The organism is Pseudomonas bubulae, assembly GCF_037023725.1.
Classification (GTDB): domain Bacteria; phylum Pseudomonadota; class Gammaproteobacteria; order Pseudomonadales; family Pseudomonadaceae; genus Aquipseudomonas; species Aquipseudomonas bubulae.
Genome location: NZ_CP146077.1, coordinates 2,657,719 through 2,679,282 on the forward strand (window position 1 = coordinate 2,657,719; position 21,564 = coordinate 2,679,282).

The following is a 21,564-nucleotide window of genomic DNA, read 5'->3' on the forward strand; positions in this document are numbered from 1 at the left end:
CTGTCAGGGGCAGTTTCAAAGCGGCAAGTTACAGTCACAGCTTGCCGCTTTTTATGGGGGTGCACTTGATATTTATCAATACATTCACGACACCTCGGTGTGTTGCAATTCAAACAGCACCAGCGAACGCCCGGTGACATTGTAGGGTTTGTTGAAGGGCAGATGCTGCGGGCCCTTGATGCTCGGGTCAGTGGTGTCGAGCCGGCATGACCAGCTGATGCCGTGGGGCACTTTGGGCAGGTTGAAGTTGACCGGGTCGTGGTTGGCATTGACCACGATCAGCAAGGTGGCATCAGCGCCGGCGCGCTGCACCCCGGATACCTGCGCCCGGCCATCGAGCAGCATGCCCATGCACCGGGCCTCGGCGTCCTGCCACTGTTCGGTGGTCATCTCGTTGCCATCGGCGGCCAGCCAGGTCACGTCCTTGTACTCGGGCGTGTCAACGGAGTGCCCCACCAGGAACAGGCCGCGCCGCAGGATGGGGTACTGCATGCGTAACTTGATCAGGCGTTTGACAAAGGCCAGCAGGGATTTGCCGGTCTTGTCCAGTTCCCAGTTGATCCAGCCGATTTCGCTGTCCTGGCAGTAGGCGTTGTTGTTGCCGTGCTGGGTGCGGGCGAATTCGTCGCCGGCCACGAGCATCGGCGTGCCCTGGGCCAGGAACAGGGTGGCCATGAAATTGCGCATTTGGCGCTGGCGCAAGGCGTTGATTTCGGGGTCGTCGGTGGGCCCTTCGACGCCGTGGTTCCAGGAAATATTGTTGTTGCTACCGTCCTGGTTGTTTTCGTCGTTGGCCTCGTTATGTTTATCGTTGTAGGACACCAGGTCGTGCAGCGTGAAGCCGTCATGGGCGGTAATGAAGTTGACCGAGCTATAGGGCCTTCGGCCCCGGTGGTTGAACAGGTCGGCCGAACCGGTCATGCGCCCGGCAAATTCAGCCAGTTTGCCTTCGTCGCCTTTCCAGAACGCGCGCACGGTGTCGCGGAAGCGGTCGTTCCATTCCGCCCAGCCGGGCGGGAAGCCGCCGACCTGGTAGCCACCGGGGCCACAGTCCCAAGGTTCGGCAATCATTTTTACCCGGCGCAGCAGCGGGTCCTGGCGACAGGCCACCAGAAAGCTGTGACGTTCGTTGAAGCCGTCGTGATAGCGCCCCAGAATCGTCGCCAGGTCGAAGCGGAAACCGTCGACGTGCATCTCCCGGGCCCAATAGCGCAGCGAGTCAGTGACCATCTGCAAGACGCATGGATGGCTAAGGTCCAGAGTGTTGCCGGTGCCGGAATCGTTGATGTAGTAGCGCTTGTCCTCGGGCATCAGGCGATAGTACGAGGCGTTGTCGATGCCGCGCATGGACAGGGTCGGACCTTGTTCGTTGCCTTCGGCGGTGTGGTTGTAGACCACATCCAGAATCACCTCGAGGCCGGCCTTGTGCAGGCGCGCCACCATCTCCTTGAACTCGGCTATCTTGCCGCTGGCCAGATAGCGCGGGTCGGGGGCAAAAAAAGCGATGCTGTTGTAGCCCCAATAATTGGTCATGCCTTTTTGCAGCAGATGCTGGTCATTGACGAAGGCATGCACCGGCAATAGCTCGATGCTGGTTACGCCCAGGTCGGTGATGTGCTCGACCACTTCATCGATCATCAAGCCGGCAAAGGTACCACGCACCGCATCCGGCACGGCGGGGTGGCGCATGCTGATGCCGCGCACGTGGGCCTCGTAGAAGATGGTGCGTTCCCAAGGCACGCTCAAGCGGTGGTCATGACCCCAGGTGTGCGCCGGGTCGATGACCTTGCACTTGGGCACGAAGGGCGCGCTGTCCCGTTCATCAAAGCTCAAGTCGGCATCCGGGTGACCGATGGTGTAGCCAAACAGGGCCTCGGACCACTTCAGTTCACCCACCAGCTGTTTGGCGTAGGGGTCGATCAGCAGTTTGTGGTGGTTGAAGCGATGGCCGTTTTCCGGGTCGTAGGGGCCATGCACGCGATAACCGTAGACCTGCCCGGGATGGGCGTCCGGCAGATAGCCGTGGAAGGTCTCGTCGGTGTACTCGGGCAGCTCGATACGCTCCAGCTCGACCTCGCCTGCGGCATCGAACAGGCACAGCTCGACCTTGGTGGCATTGGCCGAGAACAGGGCAAAGTTGACGCCCAGGCCATCCCAGGTGGCCCCAAGGGGGAAGGGCAGCCCTTCGCGGATGCGCAAGGGGTCGCCAGTGGGCGGTGCTGACGTGTGTTTACTCATGACCTGCTCCTGCACAACCGGATTTTTGGGTGTAGGTGGCCTGTGGGGGCGGGCTTGCGATTGCACTTCTGCGGTTCAATCCGTTGGCCGGGTTGAGGCAATCGCGAGCTGGCGCTCCCACAAGGGGGAAGGTGGACTCAAGACGAGGCAGGCTTGCGCGGTGCCCGGGGCTTTTTCTCGCCGGCAGGTTTTGCTGCGGCCTTGGCCTTGGGGGCTGCCTTGGAAGGGGCCAGGGCTTGTGCCTGGGCCAGTTTGTGGGCCATTTCCCAGTGACGCGCCTCCTGGCCCTCCGGGCGACCTTCAGACTCCCAGATCTGATAGGCAAATTCACGAATGTGCTTGTCGTCATTACTCATGGTGAAGCTCCTTGCTCATGGGTGATTTAGCGGTCTCGCTCGTGGGCTTGCTGGCGGGCGCAGGCCAGCAGTTCAAAACGTTGGGTGGCATCGATGGCGTCCAGCAAGGTATTGCCGTCGCCCGGCAGACGTCGGCACCAATTGGGGTGGCCGCTGACGGTGCCGGGCAAGTTGGCTTGCTCCTCGAGCCCCAGTGCATCTTCGATTGGCAGCAGTACCAGCGGCGCACGGGTGTGCCCCAGATAACGGATGCTGGCGTCCAGTGTCGGAGCGTTGCCCTGGGCTTCTTCCTGAAAGTTTTGCGGATCCAGGCGCAAGGCCAGATCCAGGCCTTCGCACTCGCGCTGACGGCTTTCGCGCCAGTGGTGTGCAGTGACCGGGTCAATCAGACCCAGGCGTTCATTCCAGTCGATATCGCGTCCGTGCAGCCAGCCGGTGAGTGTCGGCAGGTCGTGGGTGCTGGTGGTGGCCAGGGCATCGTCCGGCCAGTCCAGAATCGGTTTGAAGCGCGCGCCGTAGTCCTGCTCGAACAGCAGCACGCGAATGCCCAGGATTGCCCGCTCGCTGAGCTTTTCCCGCAGGCCGTCAGGTACGGTGCCAAGGTCCTCGCCCAGCACGATGGCCTGGTGGCGCACCGATTCAAGGCACACCAGGCGCAGCAGGTCGTCGATCGGGTAATACAGATAGGCGCCTTCATCGGGCGAAGCCCCCAGGGGTATTACCCACAGGCGCTGCAAACCCAGCACATGGTCGATGCGCAGCCCGCCAGCATGGGCAAAATTGGCCCGCAGCATCTCGATAAAGGCACGAAAACCATTGCGCTTCAGGCCTTCGGGGGAAAACGCCGAGATGCCCCAGCCCTGGCCCGCGCGGTTGAGTGCATCGGGTGGCGCGCCCACGGTCAGTTGCGCCAGCAGTTCATCCTGGCGGCACCAGGCCTGGCTGCCGGCACCATCGGCACCCACGGCCAGGTCGGCGATCAGGCCGATGGCCATGCCGCTGCTACGCGCCGTGGTCTGGGCCCGGTCCAGGCAGCGGGCGATCAGCCATTGGCAAAAGGCGTAATAGCCGATGAGCGCCTGGTGCCCCTCGGCAAACCGCAGTAGCGCCGGGCTGTCCGGGTTGCGCCATTGTTCGGGCCACTCGCGCCAGTCGAAGCTGTGATGCCCGGCCACACAGGTTTCCTGCAGGGCCTCAAAGCGGCAGTGGTTTTCCAGTGCTTCGCCACCCAGCTCGCGAAAGTGATTGAAGTCGGCCAGCAGCGGGTGTTCGTCCCGGGCAAAGTCGTTGTAGAGCTGACGCAGCAATGTCTGTTTGGCCAGGGTTGCGGCTGGCCAGTCGATCAGCGGCAACTGTTCAAGGCGTTGCAGTTCGTCTCTCAGGCCTGTGGCTTCAATGGCCCTGTGCAGTGCCTCCTCGCCAAGGATACTGGCGGGTGCTGCATACAGGCTGTTGAGAAACAGGCGACTGGAAGGTGAGTACGGGCTGTAATGTTTGGGCGCGCTGCTGAACATGGCGTGCAGGGGGCTGATTGCCAGCGCATCGGCGCCGCGCTCACCCACAGCCTGCAGCAGGGTTTCGAGTGCCCGGGTATCACCAAAGCCGCCGTCGCCGTGGCGCCGCAATGAGTACAGTTGCACGCTGACACCCCATGCCCGTGGCGCTGTCTGATGCAGGGCATCGCCGATACTGAAGCACCTGGCCGGGGCCACGGCCAGGGTGAACTGTTGATCTTCCAGCTGCACCCGGTGGTAGCCGACGGGGATCATGCCCGGCAACATGGCGTCGGCATCCAGCTGGATTGGCAACGCATCGCCGTTCTCCAGATGCACGATGCACTGACTATGGGCGTGAAAGTAGCGTGACAAGTCCAGGGCCTTGCCGACGTCTGCCGTGAGCAAGGGCGGCAGGCGTTTGTTCTGCTGCTCCAGCTGCAGGTTGAGCAGACTGGTTTCGATGGCTTCGGCGCTGTCGGCGGGCAGTCCCAGCCCCGCCAGAATGGCCTCCAGCACCTGTGGCCTGACCCTCTGTGGCTGGCCGTTGGCATCAATCCAGTCAACGGCCAGTCCGGCCCGGCCGGCGAGTACTTCAAGTTGCGCTTCGCTCATTGGCGGTACCCTTGATGGCGATAAATGAACGAACGTCAGGCAGATCCGCAGGGCTCATGGCTTCACGGTGCGAAGCAATGACTTGGCAACCAGTTGCTCATACAGCTCGGCATAGGGTTCCACGGCCTTGCACCAGTTGAATGGAGCGGCCATTGCGCGGCAGCGCATGGCATTCAACAGTTTGGGGTAGCTGAACACCTTGAAGGCGCGCTTGAGTGCTTCCTCGTAGCTGGCCACGGTGGACTCGTCGAACAGAAAACCGGTCACGCCGTTTTCGATGGTGTCCGCCAGGCCGCCGGTGTTGCGCGCTACTGGCAGCGAGCCGAAGCGTTGTGCATACATCTGGCTCAAACCGCAGGGTTCATAGCGCGAGGGCATCAGCAAAAAGTCGCTGCCCGCGAACATGCGCCGTGCATCGGTTTCATTGAAACCGATGCGTACTCCGATCTGACCCGGGAAGCGCAAGGCAAGTTCACGCATGGCCTGTTCTTCTTCGGGTTCACCGCGGCCGATGATGCAAATCTGCCCGCCCGAAGCGACGATAAAGGCGGCCACGGCTTCGGTGAGGTCCAGGCCCTTCTGGTAAACCAGGCGCGACACGACGGCAAACAATGGCCCTTTGGAGGGGTTGAGGCCGAACAGGTTACGCACATGGGTGGTATTGACGGCGCGGGCATCCCAGTCACCGATACCGAAGGGCGCCACCAGATGGGGGTCGGTGGTGGCTTCCCAGCTTTCATCGATGCCATTGGGAATACCGCTCAACAGGCCTTGCTGGGTCTTGCTGGCCAAAAAGCCATCGAGCCCGCAGCCAAAGGCCGGGGTGGTGATTTCGGCGGCGTAGGTCGCGCTGACCGTAGTGATGTGGCTGGCGTAGGCCATGCCGGCCTTGAGAAACGACAGTTTGCCGTAGAACTCCATACCGTCCTGTTGCAGGGCATGGTGCGGGATGCCGAGCTCCGGGCAGCAGGCGCGGCTGAATACGCCCTGGTAGGCGAGGTTGTGAATAGTGAACAGGGTGGGGGTGCGTTGCCCGCGCCAGTGCATATAGGCCGGGGCCAGCCCTGCAGGCCAGTCGTGGGCATGCACGAGGTCGGGTTGCCAGTGTATCTGTGCCAGATTGGCAGCGATATCGGCTGCAGCCAGCCCCAGGCGGGCGAAACGGATGTGGTTGTCGGGCCAGTCGCGGCCATTGTTGGCGCCGTAGGGCGTGCCTTCGCGCTCATAAAGCTCAGGGCAGATCATTACATAGATGACCAGGCCGTCGGTCATGTCCATGCGTCCGATCTTGCAGGCGGGCAGGGCGGCATGGCCACCGAGTTCACCGATGATGTGGATCGGGTTGTCGCTGTTGAGCACTTGTGGGTAGCCGGGGATCAGCACCCGTACATCATGCAAGTGACGCATGGCCCGCGGCAGTGCTGCCGACACATCACCCAGGCCACCGGTCTTCACCAGGTCGGCCAGTTCGGAGGTGACAAACAGCACCTTCTTTTTATTGGGATTGGCGTTTATCACCGCCAGCGCGGGCCTCCCTGCAGGGGCCAGATCTGGCAGTGAAATCAGCTCATTCACAACTTGCGGGGTCAGACGTTCTTCTTGATGTGGCGCAGCAGCACTGATCATGAATCTCTCCCGTTGTATTTATTGATCTGCTAACGGCCACCCGGCCGGCACTTCCCCACTGACTGATCGGCCATGTCATCCACGGCAAAAATGCGTAAAAGATGATTTGGGCACTGCAAGGAATGCACCAACAGCTGCAACCCAGCCCCAAGTTGGCCTATCACGGGCGAAGAAGATCCGATTATTCAAATACGACAAATACACGCCGTAGATGCGACAGCGTTGAGTGTAGAAGAGATGGGTCAAGCTGCTAGCTAAAGGCAGTGTTTTTTGTAAGACAATGAGAGTTGTCTTGTAGGAAAAGTATCTATCACAAAGTCTGTTTCAGTTTTTGTAGCAGCTGACGAGCGGAGCGAGGCTGCGCAGCAGCCGTAAAATCAGACACTGCGATATGCTAGCCCAATCGGGTTCGCAGGGCTCACGGCTGCTACGCGCCCGAACGCAGCCTCGCTCCGCTCGTCAGCTGCTATGGGGATGGGGGGCGGTTCTGCAAAATAACAGGGCGCGCGCACCGATGTGGTGCGCGCGCCTCGCGTATTTCAGTTGCCAGGGTACTCGGCGATCACCTGGTCTTTACCGTCGTTGTCCAGGCCGATCACCTGGTAGGCGTCCTTGCGGTCACCCATTTCCATACCCGGCGAGCCCATTGGCATGCCCGGTACAGCAATACCCTTGAGGTCGTTGCGCTGGGTCAGTGCCACCACTTGTTCGGCAGGCACGTGACCTTCAACGAACTTGCCGTTGATCACTCCGGTATGGCACGACGCCAGCCGGGGCTGCACGCCGAGGCGCTGTTTGACGCTGGCCATATCCGTTTCTACATGGTCATTGATCTTGAAGCCGTTGCTCTCAAGGTGAGAAATCCAGGCTTTGCAGCAGCCGCAGTTGGCATCGCGGTGCACATCAATGGTCAGTTGTTCGGCCGCTTGCGCCAAAGAGGTCAACAACAGGGCCGAGAGTGCGAAAAGGCGCAATGGAGTCTTCATCGAGATCCTCTATACGAAAAAACGTCAGCCTGAGCGACAGGGACTGTCAGGCAACTGATGGACAGATGACAAATCTGTCAGGTTGGGGCGCTTTGGGTGGAATCAAGGCACTATAACCTCGTTCCCTTAATCGCTCACTTTTCTGATGTGTACCGTATATGGCGCTTGCCGTTCCACCCGATTTGTCTGACACCGATGTGCGGGTACAACCCTTGGCGCGTACTTATCCCCGTGGCCTGTATATCGAGCCGCATCAGCACGAGTGGGGGCAGTTGCTCTACGCAAGCAGCGGCGTGATGTGGGTCGATACCCCGGATGAAGCCCTGGCCGTGCCACCACAGCGGGCGGTGTGGTTGCCGCCGCAGGTGCCCCACGGGATTCGCGTGGTGTCGGATTTGCAGATGCGAAATATCTATTTGCCACCCAAGCTGGCCAGCACCCTGGACCGTCGTGTACAGGTGATTGAAGTCGGCCGCTTGCTCAGAGAGCTGATTATCAAGTTGGTGGAGCAGGCGGACGGGCAAACGGCCTACACCGAGGCTCTGCTCAATCTGACGTTGCTGGAATTGCAGCGGGCCCGCCGAACCCAGCTTAAGGTGCCCATGCCCGATACCCCGGACCGGCGCCTGCTCAACCTGTGCCAGTCGGTCATGGCCAGCCCTTCGCTGGATATCGCCTTTGAGCAACATGCCGAGAACGCCGGGGCCAGTGTACGAACCCTGGCCCGTCTTTTTCAGGGCGAACTGGGCATGGGCTTCGCCCAGTGGCGGCGGCAGGTGCAATTGGCAACCGCCGCGGCCGAGCTGATCCAGGGCGCTTCTGTTAGCCAGATCTCACGTTCGCTTGGTTATTCGCCCAGCAGTTTCAGCGATATGTTCCGACGCGAGCTGGGTGTGAGTCCTTCTTTGTATGCCTCAGGTCAGGTAGCAGAGATCTGAACTTGTCCGGCAGACAGAAGGCATTGGCAGAAGCACCACGCTTGTCGGCCATAAACTGGGGCATCTCTACAGCATCCAGAGGGCTGAATATGAAAGCACTGCAATTTTCCAAAACCGGTGATCTGGCGGCGCTGAACCTCGTTGAGTTGCCGCTGCCGGTACCTGGTGCCAATGAAGTGCTGGTGCAGGTCAGGGCTGCGGGCCTGAACCCCAGCGATGTGAAAAATGTACTCGGCCGTTTCCCCTACACCACCTTGCCCCGCGTGCCCGGTCGGGATTTTGCCGGGGTGATCGTGGATGGACCGCAGGCGTTGGTGGGGCAGGAAGTCTGGGGTACGGGTAAGGAACTGGGGTTCTACCGGGACGGTTCTCATGCGAGCTATTTGGTCTTGCCGATTGAAGGCGTTGCGCTGAAACCCAAGTCGCTGAGTTTTGAGCAGGCCGCCAGCCTGGGCGTGCCTTACACCACGGCGTGGGATGCTCTGCAACGAACGGGTGTAGGCGCGGATACCCGTTTGCTGGTGATCGGTGCCAATGGCGCGGTAGGCACCGCGGCTATCGCGCTGGCGAAAGTGCTTGGCGCGCGGGTGCTGGCGGCGGTGCGTCGTACCGAGCAGGCGCAGGTGCTGCTGGAGCAGGGCCTTGAAGTGCTGGTTCTGGATAAACCGGAGTCGCTGGGGACTCAAGTGAATGAGGTATTTGCAGGTGGCGCTGAAGTGATTTTCGACACCACTGGCCATTGGTTGCCAGCGGCAGTGTCGGCGTTGCGCACTTTCGGGCGAATCGCCTTTATTGCCGCACCGCAGGACGGTCATGTGCATTTGCCTGCGCTGGCCCTGTATCGCAAGGGCGGGTCGCTGGTCGGGGTCAACACGCTGCTGTATAGCTGCGGCGATTGCGCGCAGAGGCTCAATCAGTTTGGTCAGTACTTCGATCAAGGGCTGTTGCCGGCACCGGGTGGTTTTCAGGAAGCGGCCCTGGCGGACGGACTGGCCTGTTATGCGCAGGTCAATGAAGGTGCGTGCGCCAAAGTGGTGCTGATCCCGTAGGCACTGCCTGAACTGTGGGAGCGAACAGGCTCGTTCCCACAGAGGCAAGTGCTACCCGGTTATTGCCCCAGCCGCAAGCTGGCGCGAATGCCATTGACCTCAGGCTCGTTGGCTTTGTAGCCGTCAGCCGGGCCTGCGTAGGAAAGGGCGTAGGCGCTGTTGCCCTGGGTGGCGGCCACCAGGGTCTGGGTGATCACGTGGTTGCCGTTCTGGGTGATCTTGCAGGTGGTTTGCAATGCGTCCAGCCCGCCCAGGGTGCTGCTGTGGATCTTGTTGCAAGCGCTCTGGTAACCGCCTTTGGCGAAATTCTGCTGCAAGGTTTTGCGCATTTGCAGCAACACCGCCTCCATATTGACCTTGTGCTCGGGCGCCAGGGTCGACTGAGTCAGCTCCATAACCATCTGCGGGTCACCATTGGCATCGTTCTTCACCGCCCGCTGGCGCACACTGCTGTCGTCCGGGGCAGGGGGGACGGCCTGCACTTCCCAGCCGCCGGGCCAGGTAATCATCAGACCGTCGGCGCTGGCCATGGGCGCTGCAGCCAGCAGGCACAAGCCGATAAAAACGGGAAAACGTCGGGCAAAATGCATGGTTCTCGGGCCTTTTGAGCGATGGGGGGACTTCAATAGTGTATCAATTGGTGTCCAGGTATTGCTTTGCAACGTGACATCATTTCGACCATTGCTCAGCTAAACCTTTGCTTCTTATGTCTAATCCCGGACAATCGCGCCCCTCTTATGGCCGGGGCGATGTCAGCAAGATGTTTCTTGTCCGCCCCGGCTGCGTGGTAACGACCGGCTAGCGGAGATTCGACCGGATGAATGACCAGGCTAACAGCGTCGACGAACGCTTCGACGAGACACCAGCGACCCTCACTCGCTGGAATCGTCATGACACCACCTGGATGCTGGGCCTGTTTGGCACGGCGATTGGCGCAGGTACCTTGTTTTTGCCGATCAACGCTGGGCTTGGCGGCTTTTGGCCGTTACTGATCCTGGCGCTGCTGGCGTTCCCGATGACCTTTTACGCTCACCGCGGCCTGACCCGCTTCGTTCTCTCCGGGCGTGAAGGCTCAGATATCACTGACGTGGTTGAAGAACATTTCGGCCTGCGTGCAGGTGCTGTGATTACGTTGCTGTACTTCCTGGCCATCTTCCCGATCCTGCTGATCTATAGCGTAGCGCTGACCAACACGGTTGGCAGCTTTATGCTCAACCAGATGCATATCACTCCACCTCCACGGGCAATCCTGTCGCTGGTGCTGATTCTGGGCTTGCTGATTGTGGTGCGCTGCGGCGAACAGGTGATCGTCAAGGCCATGAGCATGCTGGTCTACCCGTTTATCGTGGCGTTGCTGTTTTTGGCGGTGTTTTTGATCCCGCACTGGAACGGCGGCATTCTCAGTACCGCGACTACGCTGCCTGCGCCTTCGGTATTGCTGCATACCTTGTGGCTGGCGATTCCGGTGATGGTTTTTTCCTTTAACCATTCACCGATCATTTCGGCGTTCGCCGTAGACCAGAAGCGCCGGTATGGCGCCAATGCCGATGAGCGCAGTTCGCAGATCCTGTCCCGTGCTCACCTGCTGATGGTAGTGATGGTGCTGTTCTTCGTGTTCAGTTGCGTGCTGACCCTGTCGCCGGAACAACTGGCCGAAGCCAAGGCGCAGAACCTGTCGATCCTGTCCTACCTGGCCAACCATTTCAGTAACCCGACCATCGCTTTTGCCGCGCCACTGATTGCTTTTGTGGCCATTGCCAAGTCCTTTCTGGGCCACTACATCGGCGCCAGCGAAGGCCTTAAAGGCCTGGTGCTGAAAACCGGCAAGCGCCCGGCCGCGAAAAACCTGGACCGCATGACGGCCGCTTTCATGCTGGTGGTGTGCTGGGCTGTGGCCACGCTCAACCCGAGCATCCTGGTGATGATTGAAACCTTGGGCGGGCCGGTGATTGCAGCCATTCTGTTCCTGATGCCGATGTACGCGATTCGCCGGGTGCCGTCTATGCGCCAGTACTCGGGGCAGATCTCCAACGTGTTCGTGACGGTTATCGGCCTGATTGCGATCTCCTCGCTGGTGTACTCGCTGATCCCTTGATGCATGCCCCTGTCGCCGCCGTCCTGGCGGCGACAGGGCGCTGATTGACCCGCGCAAGCCGTCCAGGGCTTGAGTCTGGCCGGTACTGCGAATATGATTGCGACCCATTCCTATTCGCAGTGTGCCCACGGCACGTCCCGAGGGTTTCCGTGTCGCCATCCCCGCCGAACCCGCCGTTGCTGCACGCAGATGTGCAAAGCCTCTACAGCGATCACCATGGCTGGCTGCTGAACTGGCTGCGCAGGCGCCTGCGAGATACCGACAATGCTGCCGACATGGCGCAGGACACCTTTCTCTATGTGCTGGGCAAGCCGGAACAGGTTGCGCATTTGCGCGAGCCACGGGCCTGGCTGAGCACCATTGCCAAGGGCCTGTTGATTGACCGCTTCCGCCGCCAGAAAGTCGAGCAGGCCTATTTGCAAGCGCTGGCTCACTTGCCCGAGCAGCACATGCCTGCCGCCGAAGAACGTTTGATCCTGCTGGAAACCCTGACCCGCATCGATGCGTTGCTCGAGGGCCTAAAAGCCAATGTACGCACTGCCTTTTTGCTGTCACGCCTTGAAGGGCTTGGCTATCAGGCTATTGCCGAGCGCCTGGGGGTGAGCGTGAGTTCAGTGGAAAAATACATGGCCACGGCCATTCGCCATTGTTTTCTGATGCGTAACGCCCTGTGAGCGCTGGTTCGTCGCCGCCAGGATTCGCCCCCCATGTCCTTGACCAGGCGATTGACTGGCTGGTCAAAACCCAATCCGGTGCGGCGCCGCCTCAGGTATTTGCGGCGTGCGAGCAATGGCGCGCAGCCGATGCCAGCCATGAAGCCGCGTGGCAAGCCCTGCAAATGACCGAAGCGACCTTGCGGCAGGCCTCGGCGCTGCCGGGTCGTGTGGCTTTGGACACCCTGGCCGGCAGTGGCCGCCTGCGCTCACGGCGTCAGGCCCTCAAAGTGCTCGGCCTGGGCATCCTCGGCGCAGGCGCGGGCGGCCTGGTCCTGCAACAGCAGCCCTGGCGGAGCGTGGGTGCCGACTATGCGACCGGCGTGGGAGAGCGGCATTCGTTCAATCTGCTCGATGGCACGCGTTTGCAGCTCAATACCGACAGTGCTGCTGATGTGCTGTTCACTGCGCAACAGCGCCTGATTGTGTTGCGCGAAGGCGAGATATTTATCCGTACGGGTCAGGATCCGGGATCTGCGAGCGGGCGCAGGCCATTCTGGGTGCATACCCGTGAAGCGCGCCTGCAGGCTATTGGCACCGCATTCGATGTACGTCAGGAGTCAGGGCGTACTCGCTTGATGGTCGAGGAGGGCGTAGTGGCGATTCACTTGCCCGATACCCGGCCAGTGCTGGTACAGGCGGGCAGCGAGTACCTGATCGATCCACGTTCTGCGCAGTTGCAGCCTGCGCCCGTGTTTAGTGCCAATGGCTGGGTCAGCGGTGTGCTGGTGGCCAGGCAGATGCGCTTGCAGGATCTCGTGCAAGAACTGGCGCGCTATCGCCACGGCTGGTTGCAGTGTGATCCGGCGGTGGCTGAATTGCGGGTTTCCGGGGTGTTTCAACTCCAGCGCATTGACCATGCGCTGGAGGGTTTGAGCCAGTCGCTGGCGGTGCGTATTGAGCGCCGGACACGGTTCTGGACACGCATTGTGGCGGCTTAGTAGTGTGGGAGCGAGCCTGCTCGCGAAGGCCATTCGCGAGCAGGCTCGCTCCCACAGCGCAAATTTCTTTGCGGGTTTTCGGCTGGCCTTCGACAGATAGGCATAAGACTTATCCATCGCAGGAGCCCCGCGCCAATGTCCCGTGTTTTTCGCAACCCTTCATTGCCTCCCCGCAACCGCCTGGCCATGGCCTTGCATATCGTTTTACTGGGCACCGTGGCGCAGCCGCTATCGCTGGTCAGTGCTGCGCCCTTGAGTGTTCAGCGCAGTTTCGACGTGCCCGCTAGCACGCTTGAAGATTCACTGAACCGCTTCGCCCAGCAGGCCAATATCTCCCTGCCTTATGACCCGGCGCTGGTGCAAGACAAGCAGGCGTCAGCCCTCAAGGGCCGCTTTGATGTGCCCCAGGGCTTGCAGCAACTGCTCAAGGGCAGCGGTTTGACGGCCACCGAAGGCGCCAGCGGAGTCTGGACCCTATACCCACTGACTTCCGCCAATGTGGACGGCCAGTTGCAATTGCAAGCCACCAGCGTCACGGGTTTGGCGTTGGGCAGCACCACTGAGGGCAGTCACTCCTACACCACGGGTGAAACCAGTACGGCGACCAAGTTGCCGCTTTCGCTGCGTGAAACGCCGCAATCGGTGACGGTCATTACCCGTCAGCAAATGACTGACCAAGGTTTGGGCAGTATCGCTCAGGTATTGGCGCAAACCCCCGGCATCACCGTGGTGCATGACGACAGCGAGCGCTACAACTTTTACTCTCGCGGTTTCACCCTCGATAACTTTCAGTACGACGGTGTGCCGACCTCGGATTTCACCACCAATACCAATGGCCTGGGCATGCGTGACATGGCCATTTACGATCGCGTAGAGGTGGTGCGCGGTGCCACCGGCTTGATGAGCGGTGTGGGTAGCCCGTCGGGGGCCGTGAACCTGGTGCGCAAGCGTCCCACCAAGGAGTTTCAGGGCTATGTATCAGGCAGCGGCGGCTCATGGGACCGCTATCGCAGCGAGCTGGATTTGTCCGGGCCGCTGACGGAAAACGGCGCACTGCGCGGACGTGTCGTCGCCGCCCACGAAGATGGCCGTTCCTTTATCGATCGCTATTCCTCGACCAAGGACGTGTTCTATGGCATCGGCGAAGCGGATTTGACCGACGACACCACTCTGTACGCCGGTATCGACTATCAGCGGATCAATTCCAACGGCTCGAGCTTTGGCCAATTGCCGCTGTATTACAGCGATGGCAGCCGCACCCATTTCAAGCGCTCGATGAATCCCGCCGCCAAGTGGGCGTATGCCGACAGTGAAAGCACCAAGTATTTCGCCGGTGTTGAACAGCGTTTTGCCAACGACTGGCTGCTCAAGGTCGAGGCCAGCCACTGGAAGGGCAGCACCGAGCAGTTGCAGGGCAACCTGGTGGGCTGGGGGCCTTTTCCGGACAAGGCCACCGGCCAGGCGCAGTTCATGAGCGGGAGCAAAACCTTCGAAATCAATACCGATACACTGGACGCCTATGCGACCGGGCCGTTTGAGCTGTTGGGGCGTACCCATGATCTGGTGGTGGGGATGAACGTCAGTGACCGGCGCACGGACTACCTGGCAATGAATGCCGATGACCTGACCGTCAACTACGAAAACTGGAACAATGACGCGCCGCGTCCTACTGATCTGAGCCAGGGGTTGAAGCAAAAGTACAAAACCAAAGAGTCGGCAGCCTACGCAGCATTGCGCCTCAAACCTGTGGACGACCTGTCGATCATCCTGGGAACCAGGGTAGTGGACTACGATCGCAAAGGCACAATGACCTATAACGCGGCGCAAACTGTGCCAACCACGGATAACAGCAAAAAAACCGGGAAGATGATTCCTTATGCCGGGATCGTCTACGACCTGAACGAAAACCACTCGGTCTATGCCAGCTACACGGATATCTTCACGCCGCAAAGCTACTTCGACCGTGACGACAAGGTTCTGCCGCCGATGACTGGCCAAAGCTATGAAGCGGGTCTGAAGTCCGAGTATTTCGGCGGGGCGCTGAACACCAGTTTTGCCCTGTTCATGATCAAACAGGACAACTACGCCGAATACGATGGTGTGCGGGATGATGGCCAGGATGCCTACAAGGCAATCAGCGGTACCAAGACCAAGGGCTTCGAGGCTGAAATATCCGGCGAAATCATGACCGGCTGGCAATTGCTGGCGGGCTACACCTACGCCCAGCCACGGGACAAGGACGGCAAGCGGATCAACAGCAACCACCCTGAGCAATTGTTCAAACTGGCCACCAGCTATCAACTGACCGGCGACCTCAAAGACCTTAACGTGGGCGGCAACCTGACCTGGCAGGGCTCGACCTACAGCGAGCTGGATTCAACAATCAAGACCGAAGCCAAGGAAGGCAGCTTTGCCGTGGTCGGCTTGATGGCCCGCTATGACATCACCAAGAACCTCAGTGCGTCAGCTAATTTAAACAACGTTTTCGATCGTGAATACCTTAGCGGTTACGGTTTGTACTCGACTTATTACTACGGTGACCCGCGCAACCTGATGCTGGGCATGAAGTACCGTTTCTGACGAGGTTTTCATCTCGCGTGTGCCCTGGGTCGACTATGGTTAAAAACCACGAAATCGGAGGCTGGCAATGAGCGATACCACCATCCACAGGGCAGCAGCAGATGGTTACAAGCAGGGCGCCGACACCTATGTGCGCGGGCGCCCGGATTACCCGGCGGGTGTGACCGCATGGTTGTCCCAAACCCTTGGCCTGGGGCCCGGGCAAACCGTGCTTGAAGTTGGAGCCGGTACCGGCAAGTTCACCACGCGCCTGTTACAGACGGGCGCGCGGGTGATTGTGGTCGAGCCGGTGCAGGCCATGCTCGACAAGCTCTCCAGCAGCTATCCGCAAGTCGAAACCCATCAAGGCACTGCCCAGGCCATTCCTCTGGCCGATGCCAGTGTCGATGTGGTGGTGTGCGCGCAGGCTTTTCACTGGTTCGCCACCTCTGCAGCGCTGACCGAGATTCATCGCGTGCTCAAGCCTGGCGGGCAACTGGGGCTGATCTGGAACCTGCGCGATGCCAGTGTGCCGTGGGTGGCGCAACTGGATGCGCTGGTCAATCAGTGGGAAGGTGATGCCCCGCGCTTCTATACCGGCGCGTGGCGTCAGGCATTTCCTCATCCGGGTTTTGGCCCTTTGCGCGAGCAGAAACTGAGCCATTCCCACGACGGACCGGTAGAAGACGTAATCTTCAATCGGGTGCGTTCGACCAGCTTTATCTCGGCTCTGATACCGGCCGAGCGTGATCGCCTGGAACAGCAACTGGCGGCTTTTGTCGCCTCGCATAACGCGTTGAATCACGGTGGCACCGTCAGCGTGCCGTATGTCACGTCGGCATTTGTCACCCGCAAGGACGCTTGACCTGCATCAATGCTGACGCGTCGCACAGGCATAGCCTGAGCTCAACTCATGTTCCAGGAGGTAGCCATAGATGAGCATCATCGTGACCGGAGCTGCCGGGTTTATCGGCAGCAATCTGGTGAAGGCCCTGAACCGACGCGGCGAGCGCGACATCATCGCCGTCGACGATCTGACTGACGGCGACAAGTGCCGCAATCTAGCAGACTGCGATATCGCTGATTACTTCGACAAGCGTGAATTCGTACAGCGCTTTACGACCCATCAACTGGGCGAAGTGCGTGCCGTGCTGCATCAGGGCGCCTGTTCCAGTACGGTAGAAAGTGATGGCCGGTTGATGATGGACAACAACTACCGTTACAGCTGCGACCTGCTGCAAGCCTGTCAGGAACAGTCGGTACCTTTGCTGTATGCCTCTTCGGCGGCGGTCTACGGCGCGAAACGGGAGTTTCGTGAAGCCCGCGAGTACGAGCAGCCTCTGAATGTCTATGCCTACTCCAAATTCCTCTTCGACCAGCGGGTACGCCAGTTGCTGCCCAGGACGCGCAGCCAGATTGTGGGCTTGCGCTACTTCAATGTGTACGGCCCCCGCGAACAGCATAAAGGGCGCATGGCTTCGATGGTCTGGCACTGTTTTAACCAGTATCGCGATCATGGCCATGTCGAGTTGTTTGGCGAGTACGGCGGCTACCCGGCGGGCGGGCATGAGCGCGATTTTGTCTCTGTGGAGGATGTGGTCAAGGTCAATCTGCATTGGCTGGACCATCCGCAAACCAGTGGTGTTTTCAACCTGGGCACTGGGTGCGCGCGGTCATTCAATGACCTGGCACTGGCGACTATCAACAGTGTACGCGCTGCCGAGGACAGGCCGCCCCTGACCCTTGAGACGGCCTTGCTGGACGGAGTGTTGCGGTATTGCGAGTTCCCTGACGGGCTCAAGCACAAGTATCAGGTGTACACCTGCGCCGACCTCGGGCAGTTGCGCGAAGCGGGGTATCGCGAGCCAATGCTGGGGCTGGAGGAGGGCGTGCAGGGCTATTGTGCAGAGCTTCTTGCATCTTAGGTCGTGGGAGCGAGCCTGCTGGCGAAGGGCATTTCGCTAGCAGGCTTGCTCCCACAAGATGAAGTTATTTACCTGACAGCAGTGCTTCCAGCTTTTCCTGGTCACGGGCGAATTGGCGGATGCCTTCGGCCAGTTTTTCGGTGGCCATGGCATCTTCGTTGGAGGCCCAGCGGAATTGTGCTTCGTTCAGGCTCAGGCGGGGTTCGCCTTTATTGCCCGGAGCCAGTTTGCGTTCCAGTTTGCCGTCGTCCAATGCCAGTTTTTCCAGCAGGTCGGGGCTGATGGTCAGGCGGTCGCAGCCGGCCAGCTGTTCGATCTGGTTAAGGTTGCGAAAGCTCGCGCCCATCACCACGGTGTTGTAGCCGTTGGCCTTGTAGTAGTTGTAGATGCGGGTCACGGACTGCACGCCCGGATCATCGGAGCCGGTGTAGTCAATGCCGGTGGACTTCTTGTACCAGTCGTAAATCCGACCCACGAACGGCGAGATCAGGAACACCCCGGCATCGGCACAGGCAGCGGCCTGGGCAAACGAGAACAGCAGGGTCAGGTTGGTTTGAATGCCGTCCTTTTCCAGTTTCTCGGCAGCGCGGATGCCTTCCCAGGTCGAGGCCAGCTTGATCAGCACCCGGTCACGACCTACACCGGCCTTGTCGTAAAGCTCGATCAACTGGTGGGCTTTTTGCAGCAGGGCAGGCTCGTCGAACGACAGGCGGGCGTCGACTTCAGTGGAAATGCGCCCCGGAATCACGTTCAAGATACCGCTACCCACAGACACCGCGAAGTGGTCGCAGGCCTGACCTACATCACCTTTGGCGTGGCTGATAGCGTTTTGCAGCAGTTCTGCGTAGCCGGGCATCGCGGCGGCCTTGAGCAGCAGCGACGGGTTGGTGGTTGCATCCACGGGTTTGAGGCGGGTAATCGCGTCGAGGTCGCCGGTGTCTGCGACCACGGTGGTGAACTGCTTGAGTTGTTCCAGCTTGGAAGTCATGAGCGTCTCTGTCGGAAAGGTATTAATGGCAGTACAGATTGAGTGCGTCTTCGATCATTAGTTCGTTGAACGGTAAGTGGCAGAATGCCGTTGAATACGCCCGCAGTGCAACTAATGGTGCAGATTTAATCTGTCGCAGTGCCATTACCCTGCTTTCACAGGTCGAGCGTGCCCCATCCCGGCTTGCGCAGCTCTGGTTCGGCGGTCTGCACGGCGTTGATGGTTTTGCCGGTGGCCAGCTCGACCCGGCGTGCTACTTCCGGGTCATCGGCAAAGGGAATCAGGCTGGCGTCGTCGAGGTCGTTTTCGGTCTTTTGTTTCAGGCACCAGCCTACGGCAAAGTAAAGGCTGATAACCGCGGCGCTGTTGAGGGCGATGTCGAGCATGGGCAAGGTTCCTTGCTGTAGGGTACCGCAGGCCCTGGGGCCTGCGGTGCAGCGTGGTCAGGCGATGTATGCGGTCAGTTCGGCCTGCTTGAGGTTACCTGCACGCACCGTGCGCCAGACGTTCCAGGCCATGAGCAACATGCCGCAGAGGAAAAACAATCCGCCCACCAGGCGAACTACAAAGCCCGGGTGGCTGGCCTGCAACGATTCCACAAACGAATAAGTCAGCGTGCCGTCATCGTTGATAGCTCGCCACATCAGACCCTGGGTGATGCCATTGACCCACATCGAGGCGATGTAGAGCACCGTGCCGATGGTGGCCAGCCAGAAGTGCAGGTTGATCAGGCTGGTGCTGTACATCTGCTCGCGGCCGAAGATTTTCGGGATCATGTGGTACAGCGCGCCAAAGGTGATCATTGCCACCCAGCCCAGGGCACCGGCGTGGACATGACCGATGGTCCAGTCGGTGTAGTGGGAGAGGGCGTTGACGGTCTTGATCGCCATCATCGGGCCTTCAAAGGTCGACATGCCGTAGAACGCCAGGGACAGCACCAGAAAACGCAGGATCGGGTCGGTGCGCAATTTATGCCAGGCGCCCGAGAGGGTCATCATGCCGTTGATCATGCCGCCCCAACTGGGTGCCAGCAGGATGATCGACATGGCCATGCCCAGAGACTGCGCCCAGTCGGGCAAGGCGGTGTAGTGCAAGTGGTGCGGACCGGCCCAGATATAGAGAGTGATCAGTGCCCAGAAATGCACAATCGACAGGCGATAGGAGTAGATCGGCTTGCCAACTTGTTTGGGCACGAAGTAGTACATCATCCCCAGAAAACCGGTGGTCAGGAAGAAACCTACGGCGTTATGCCCGTACCACCACTGCACCATGGCATCGGTAGCGCCGGAGTACACCGGATATGATTTAAACCAGTCCACCGGAATGGCCAGGTGGTTGACCACATGGAGCATGGCGATCACCAGGATAAAGGCGCCAAAAAACCAGTTGCCGACATAGATGTGCTTGCTTTTGCGGCGTACCACCGTGGTGAAAAACACGATGGCGTAGGCCACCCATACCACCGTCAGCCAGACTGCGCCGGTGAATTCGATTTCGGCGTATTCCTTGGTTGTGGTGTAGCCCAGGGGCAGGGTGACCAGCATGATCACGATCACCGACTGCCAGCCCCAAAAAGTGAAGGCTGCGAGTTTGTCCGAATACAACCGCACCCCGCAGGTACGCTGTACGGCGTAGTAGCTGGCGGCAAATTGCGCGCTGCCGGCAAAGCCGAAAATCACCAGGCTGGTATGCAGCGGGCGCAGGCGGCCGAAGGTGGTCCAGGGCAGGTCGAGGTTCATCTGCGGCCAGGCCAGTTGTGAGGCGATCCACACGCCCATGGCCATGCCGACAACGCCCCATACCACGGTCATGATGGCGAATTGGCGGACGACCTTGTAGTTATAGGCCTGCCCGTTCAGTGCTGTGCTCATGCTCAAGTCTTCCACGGTTCAAAGTCCTGCCAGGCCTCGTGGTCTGGCGCAGGGGGAACTTTAGGAATCAGGGCAAAAACAAAACAGATTCAGAAAACGAGAATTAATGCAGATCACAATTTTGCGCTGGATCAGGCGAATATTTACCCATCTGATCTGGTTTTAGAGTGTTTCTTGACAGACAAATAGAACTGAGCTGTAAAAAGTATGCCGATGTGTATTGAGCATTCGATCACAATCGCCGTCGGATCAATTTGGGTTCTGCGGCGATTGTTCAATGCTTGGCTATACCTATAGGGCGCGTTTCTACGGCTGCGCCCCCTACAGGAGCTACAGAATGAAGCTTGGTCTAATGATCGGTACGTTGTGCATTGCATCAATCGGGATGGTCGGTTGTGCGAGCAAGGTCCAGCAACCTGACGAATATTCCGGATTCTTGAAGGATTACAGCCGCCTCAAAGAGGCCAAGTCGCCCTCTGGTGCTGAGGTGATGCGCTGGATTGACCCCAAACTGAAGCCAGGACAGTACACCAGCGTGTATATCGAGCCGACCCAGTTATATCCGGCGCCAAAACCGACAGAAAAGATCCCGCAAAGCACCCTCAATGGTATTACCCAGTATTACGACCAGGCGCTCAAGCGCGAACTGAGCAAATCATTGCCACTGGCAAGTGCCCCTGGGCCGGGCGTGATTGTGGTGCGTGCAGCCATCACTGCGGTGAGCAGTGAAACCGAAAGCCTGGCACCGTATGAGTACATTCCGGTAGCGCTGGTGGCGGCTGCGGTGAGCACAGCGTCGGGGATCCGCGACCAGGAAACCCAACTGGCCACCGAGGCGGTGTTTATCGACGGGAAAAGCCAGGATGTAGTGGCCCAGGTAGTGCGCAAGGGCACAGGCAAGCCCCTGGCCAATGCCAGCCAGGCGATGAAGGCCGATGACGTGAAAAACGTGATCGATACCTGGGCTTCGGACTTGCATCAGTCGTATTTGAAACTCAACAAGTAAACGTACCCGGTGTAGCCGCCAGCCCCGGATATTGCGTAGCAGCTGACGAGCGGAGCGAGGCTGCGTTCGGCGGCGTAGCCGTCGTAGAACCTGAATCCAAGGTTCTACGACCATACCGTGCACCCTGGCATTACGAAGGCCGCACTACGAGGACGCAGCCTTCGG

At 59.7% G+C, this 21,564-nt stretch carries 18 protein-coding genes; 9 read left to right on the forward strand and 9 right to left on the reverse strand.

All coding sequences use genetic code 11. The features are described from left to right. Positions 1-84 precede the first annotated feature (84 nt). The 5 genes from glgX to V6L81_RS12395 all read right to left on the reverse strand — a co-directional run bounded on the left by glgX (position 85) and on the right by V6L81_RS12395 (position 7,314). Positions 85-2,238: a glycogen debranching protein GlgX gene (gene glgX / locus V6L81_RS12375; RefSeq protein ID WP_095002371.1), complete on the reverse strand. Its 2,154-nt coding sequence runs from the start codon at positions 2,236-2,238 to the stop codon at positions 85-87. A 137-nt stretch (positions 2,239-2,375) separates the two neighbouring features. Next, the gene (locus tag V6L81_RS12380) at positions 2,376-2,594 is read right to left on the reverse strand and encodes a DUF2934 domain-containing protein (RefSeq protein WP_338659961.1); all 219 of its coding nucleotides are present in this window, start codon (positions 2,592-2,594) and stop codon (positions 2,376-2,378) included. A gap of 26 nt (positions 2,595-2,620) precedes the next feature. Further along, positions 2,621-4,702 (reverse strand): 4-alpha-glucanotransferase, encoded by a 2,082-nt coding sequence (malQ, locus tag V6L81_RS12385; protein WP_095002373.1) that lies wholly within the window; start codon positions 4,700-4,702, stop codon positions 2,621-2,623. Between the two features lie 54 nt (positions 4,703-4,756). After that, entirely contained in the window at positions 4,757-6,328 is a 1,572-nt protein-coding gene (gene glgA / locus V6L81_RS12390) for a glycogen synthase GlgA (protein WP_338659962.1), read from the reverse strand. 539 nt (positions 6,329-6,867) lie between these two features. Next, positions 6,868-7,314, reverse strand: a complete 447-nt coding sequence (locus V6L81_RS12395) for a DUF411 domain-containing protein (RefSeq protein WP_338659963.1) — start codon at positions 7,312-7,314, stop codon at positions 6,868-6,870. A gap of 158 nt (positions 7,315-7,472) precedes the next feature. On the opposite strand from V6L81_RS12395, the gene V6L81_RS12400 reads away from it, so the two are divergent. Together V6L81_RS12400 and V6L81_RS12405 are read left to right on the forward strand one after the other, a co-directional pair. Beyond that, on the forward strand, positions 7,473-8,252 hold the full coding sequence (locus V6L81_RS12400) for a helix-turn-helix transcriptional regulator (protein WP_095018845.1): 780 nt from the start codon (positions 7,473-7,475) through the stop codon (positions 8,250-8,252). 89 nt (positions 8,253-8,341) lie between these two features. Beyond that, the gene (locus tag V6L81_RS12405; protein ID WP_338659964.1) at positions 8,342-9,301 is read left to right on the forward strand and encodes a zinc-binding alcohol dehydrogenase family protein; all 960 of its coding nucleotides are present in this window, start codon (positions 8,342-8,344) and stop codon (positions 9,299-9,301) included. A 59-nt stretch (positions 9,302-9,360) separates the two neighbouring features. Here the strand turns inward: V6L81_RS12405 and V6L81_RS12410 are convergent, their stop codons facing one another. Beyond that, positions 9,361-9,891, reverse strand: a complete 531-nt coding sequence (locus V6L81_RS12410; protein ID WP_095002378.1) for a DUF4946 domain-containing protein — start codon at positions 9,889-9,891, stop codon at positions 9,361-9,363. A 227-nt stretch (positions 9,892-10,118) separates the two neighbouring features. On the opposite strand from V6L81_RS12410, the gene V6L81_RS12415 reads away from it, so the two are divergent. The 6 genes from V6L81_RS12415 to rfaD all read left to right on the forward strand — a co-directional run bounded on the left by V6L81_RS12415 (position 10,119) and on the right by rfaD (position 17,534). After that, complete coding sequence (locus V6L81_RS12415; RefSeq protein WP_150628089.1) at positions 10,119-11,396, forward strand: serine/threonine transporter; 1,278 nt, start codon at positions 10,119-10,121, stop codon at positions 11,394-11,396. 149 nt (positions 11,397-11,545) lie between these two features. Beyond that, entirely contained in the window at positions 11,546-12,070 is a 525-nt protein-coding gene (locus V6L81_RS12420) for a sigma-70 family RNA polymerase sigma factor (protein WP_095002380.1), read from the forward strand. After that, positions 12,067-13,050: a FecR domain-containing protein gene (locus V6L81_RS12425; protein WP_338659965.1), complete on the forward strand. Its 984-nt coding sequence runs from the start codon at positions 12,067-12,069 to the stop codon at positions 13,048-13,050. The genes V6L81_RS12420 and V6L81_RS12425 overlap by 4 nt, the downstream gene beginning before the upstream one ends. A 135-nt stretch (positions 13,051-13,185) precedes the next feature. After that, a complete protein-coding gene (locus V6L81_RS12430) occupies positions 13,186-15,630 on the forward strand; it encodes a TonB-dependent siderophore receptor (protein ID WP_338659966.1) in 2,445 nt (814 codons plus the stop codon). Between the two features lie 67 nt (positions 15,631-15,697). Next, entirely contained in the window at positions 15,698-16,474 is a 777-nt protein-coding gene (locus tag V6L81_RS12435; protein ID WP_338659967.1) for a class I SAM-dependent methyltransferase, read from the forward strand. A gap of 70 nt (positions 16,475-16,544) precedes the next feature. Then, a complete protein-coding gene (gene rfaD, locus V6L81_RS12440) occupies positions 16,545-17,534 on the forward strand; it encodes an ADP-glyceromanno-heptose 6-epimerase (protein ID WP_095024283.1) in 990 nt (329 codons plus the stop codon). Between the two features lie 64 nt (positions 17,535-17,598). Here rfaD and tal read toward each other — a convergent pair whose 3' ends face one another. From tal to ccoN, 3 genes are all read right to left on the reverse strand, one after another. Beyond that, positions 17,599-18,522, reverse strand: coding sequence for a transaldolase (gene tal, locus V6L81_RS12445; RefSeq protein ID WP_095002385.1), 924 nt, complete (start codon positions 18,520-18,522; stop codon positions 17,599-17,601). Positions 18,523-18,677: 155 nt separating this feature from the next. Next, entirely contained in the window at positions 18,678-18,908 is a 231-nt protein-coding gene (locus tag V6L81_RS12450) for a hypothetical protein (RefSeq protein WP_338659968.1), read from the reverse strand. A gap of 57 nt (positions 18,909-18,965) precedes the next feature. Further along, on the reverse strand, positions 18,966-20,393 hold the full coding sequence (ccoN, locus tag V6L81_RS12455; protein ID WP_338659969.1) for a cytochrome-c oxidase, cbb3-type subunit I: 1,428 nt from the start codon (positions 20,391-20,393) through the stop codon (positions 18,966-18,968). A gap of 337 nt (positions 20,394-20,730) precedes the next feature. Here ccoN and V6L81_RS12460 point away from each other — a divergent pair, with 337 nt between their 5' ends. Then, positions 20,731-21,399: a DUF3313 domain-containing protein gene (locus tag V6L81_RS12460; RefSeq protein WP_095018852.1), complete on the forward strand. Its 669-nt coding sequence runs from the start codon at positions 20,731-20,733 to the stop codon at positions 21,397-21,399. The last annotated feature ends 165 nt before the right edge of the window (positions 21,400-21,564 follow it).

Coding starts and splice junctions, on each gene's coding strand:
- glgX (WP_095002371.1), bottom strand. CDS start 2,238: ATGAGTAAACACACGTCAGCACCGCCCACTGGCGACCCCTTGCGCATC.
- V6L81_RS12380 (WP_338659961.1), bottom strand. CDS start 2,594: ATGAGTAATGACGACAAGCACATTCGTGAATTTGCCTATCAGATCTGG.
- malQ (WP_095002373.1), bottom strand. CDS start 4,702: ATGAGCGAAGCGCAACTTGAAGTACTCGCCGGCCGGGCCGGACTGGCC.
- glgA (WP_338659962.1), bottom strand. CDS start 6,328: ATGATCAGTGCTGCTGCGCCACATCAAGAAGAACGTCTGACCCCGCAA.
- V6L81_RS12395 (WP_338659963.1), bottom strand. CDS start 7,314: ATGAAGACTCCATTGCGCCTTTTCGCACTCTCGGCCCTGTTGTTGACC.
- V6L81_RS12400 (WP_095018845.1), top strand. CDS start 7,473: ATGGCGCTTGCCGTTCCACCCGATTTGTCTGACACCGATGTGCGGGTA.
- V6L81_RS12405 (WP_338659964.1), top strand. CDS start 8,342: ATGAAAGCACTGCAATTTTCCAAAACCGGTGATCTGGCGGCGCTGAAC.
- V6L81_RS12410 (WP_095002378.1), bottom strand. CDS start 9,891: ATGCATTTTGCCCGACGTTTTCCCGTTTTTATCGGCTTGTGCCTGCTG.
- V6L81_RS12415 (WP_150628089.1), top strand. CDS start 10,119: ATGAATGACCAGGCTAACAGCGTCGACGAACGCTTCGACGAGACACCA.
- V6L81_RS12430 (WP_338659966.1), top strand. CDS start 13,186: ATGTCCCGTGTTTTTCGCAACCCTTCATTGCCTCCCCGCAACCGCCTG.
- V6L81_RS12435 (WP_338659967.1), top strand. CDS start 15,698: ATGAGCGATACCACCATCCACAGGGCAGCAGCAGATGGTTACAAGCAG.
- rfaD (WP_095024283.1), top strand. CDS start 16,545: ATGAGCATCATCGTGACCGGAGCTGCCGGGTTTATCGGCAGCAATCTG.
- tal (WP_095002385.1), bottom strand. CDS start 18,522: ATGACTTCCAAGCTGGAACAACTCAAGCAGTTCACCACCGTGGTCGCA.
- V6L81_RS12450 (WP_338659968.1), bottom strand. CDS start 18,908: ATGCTCGACATCGCCCTCAACAGCGCCGCGGTTATCAGCCTTTACTTT.
- ccoN (WP_338659969.1), bottom strand. CDS start 20,393: ATGAGCACAGCACTGAACGGGCAGGCCTATAACTACAAGGTCGTCCGC.
- V6L81_RS12460 (WP_095018852.1), top strand. CDS start 20,731: ATGAAGCTTGGTCTAATGATCGGTACGTTGTGCATTGCATCAATCGGG.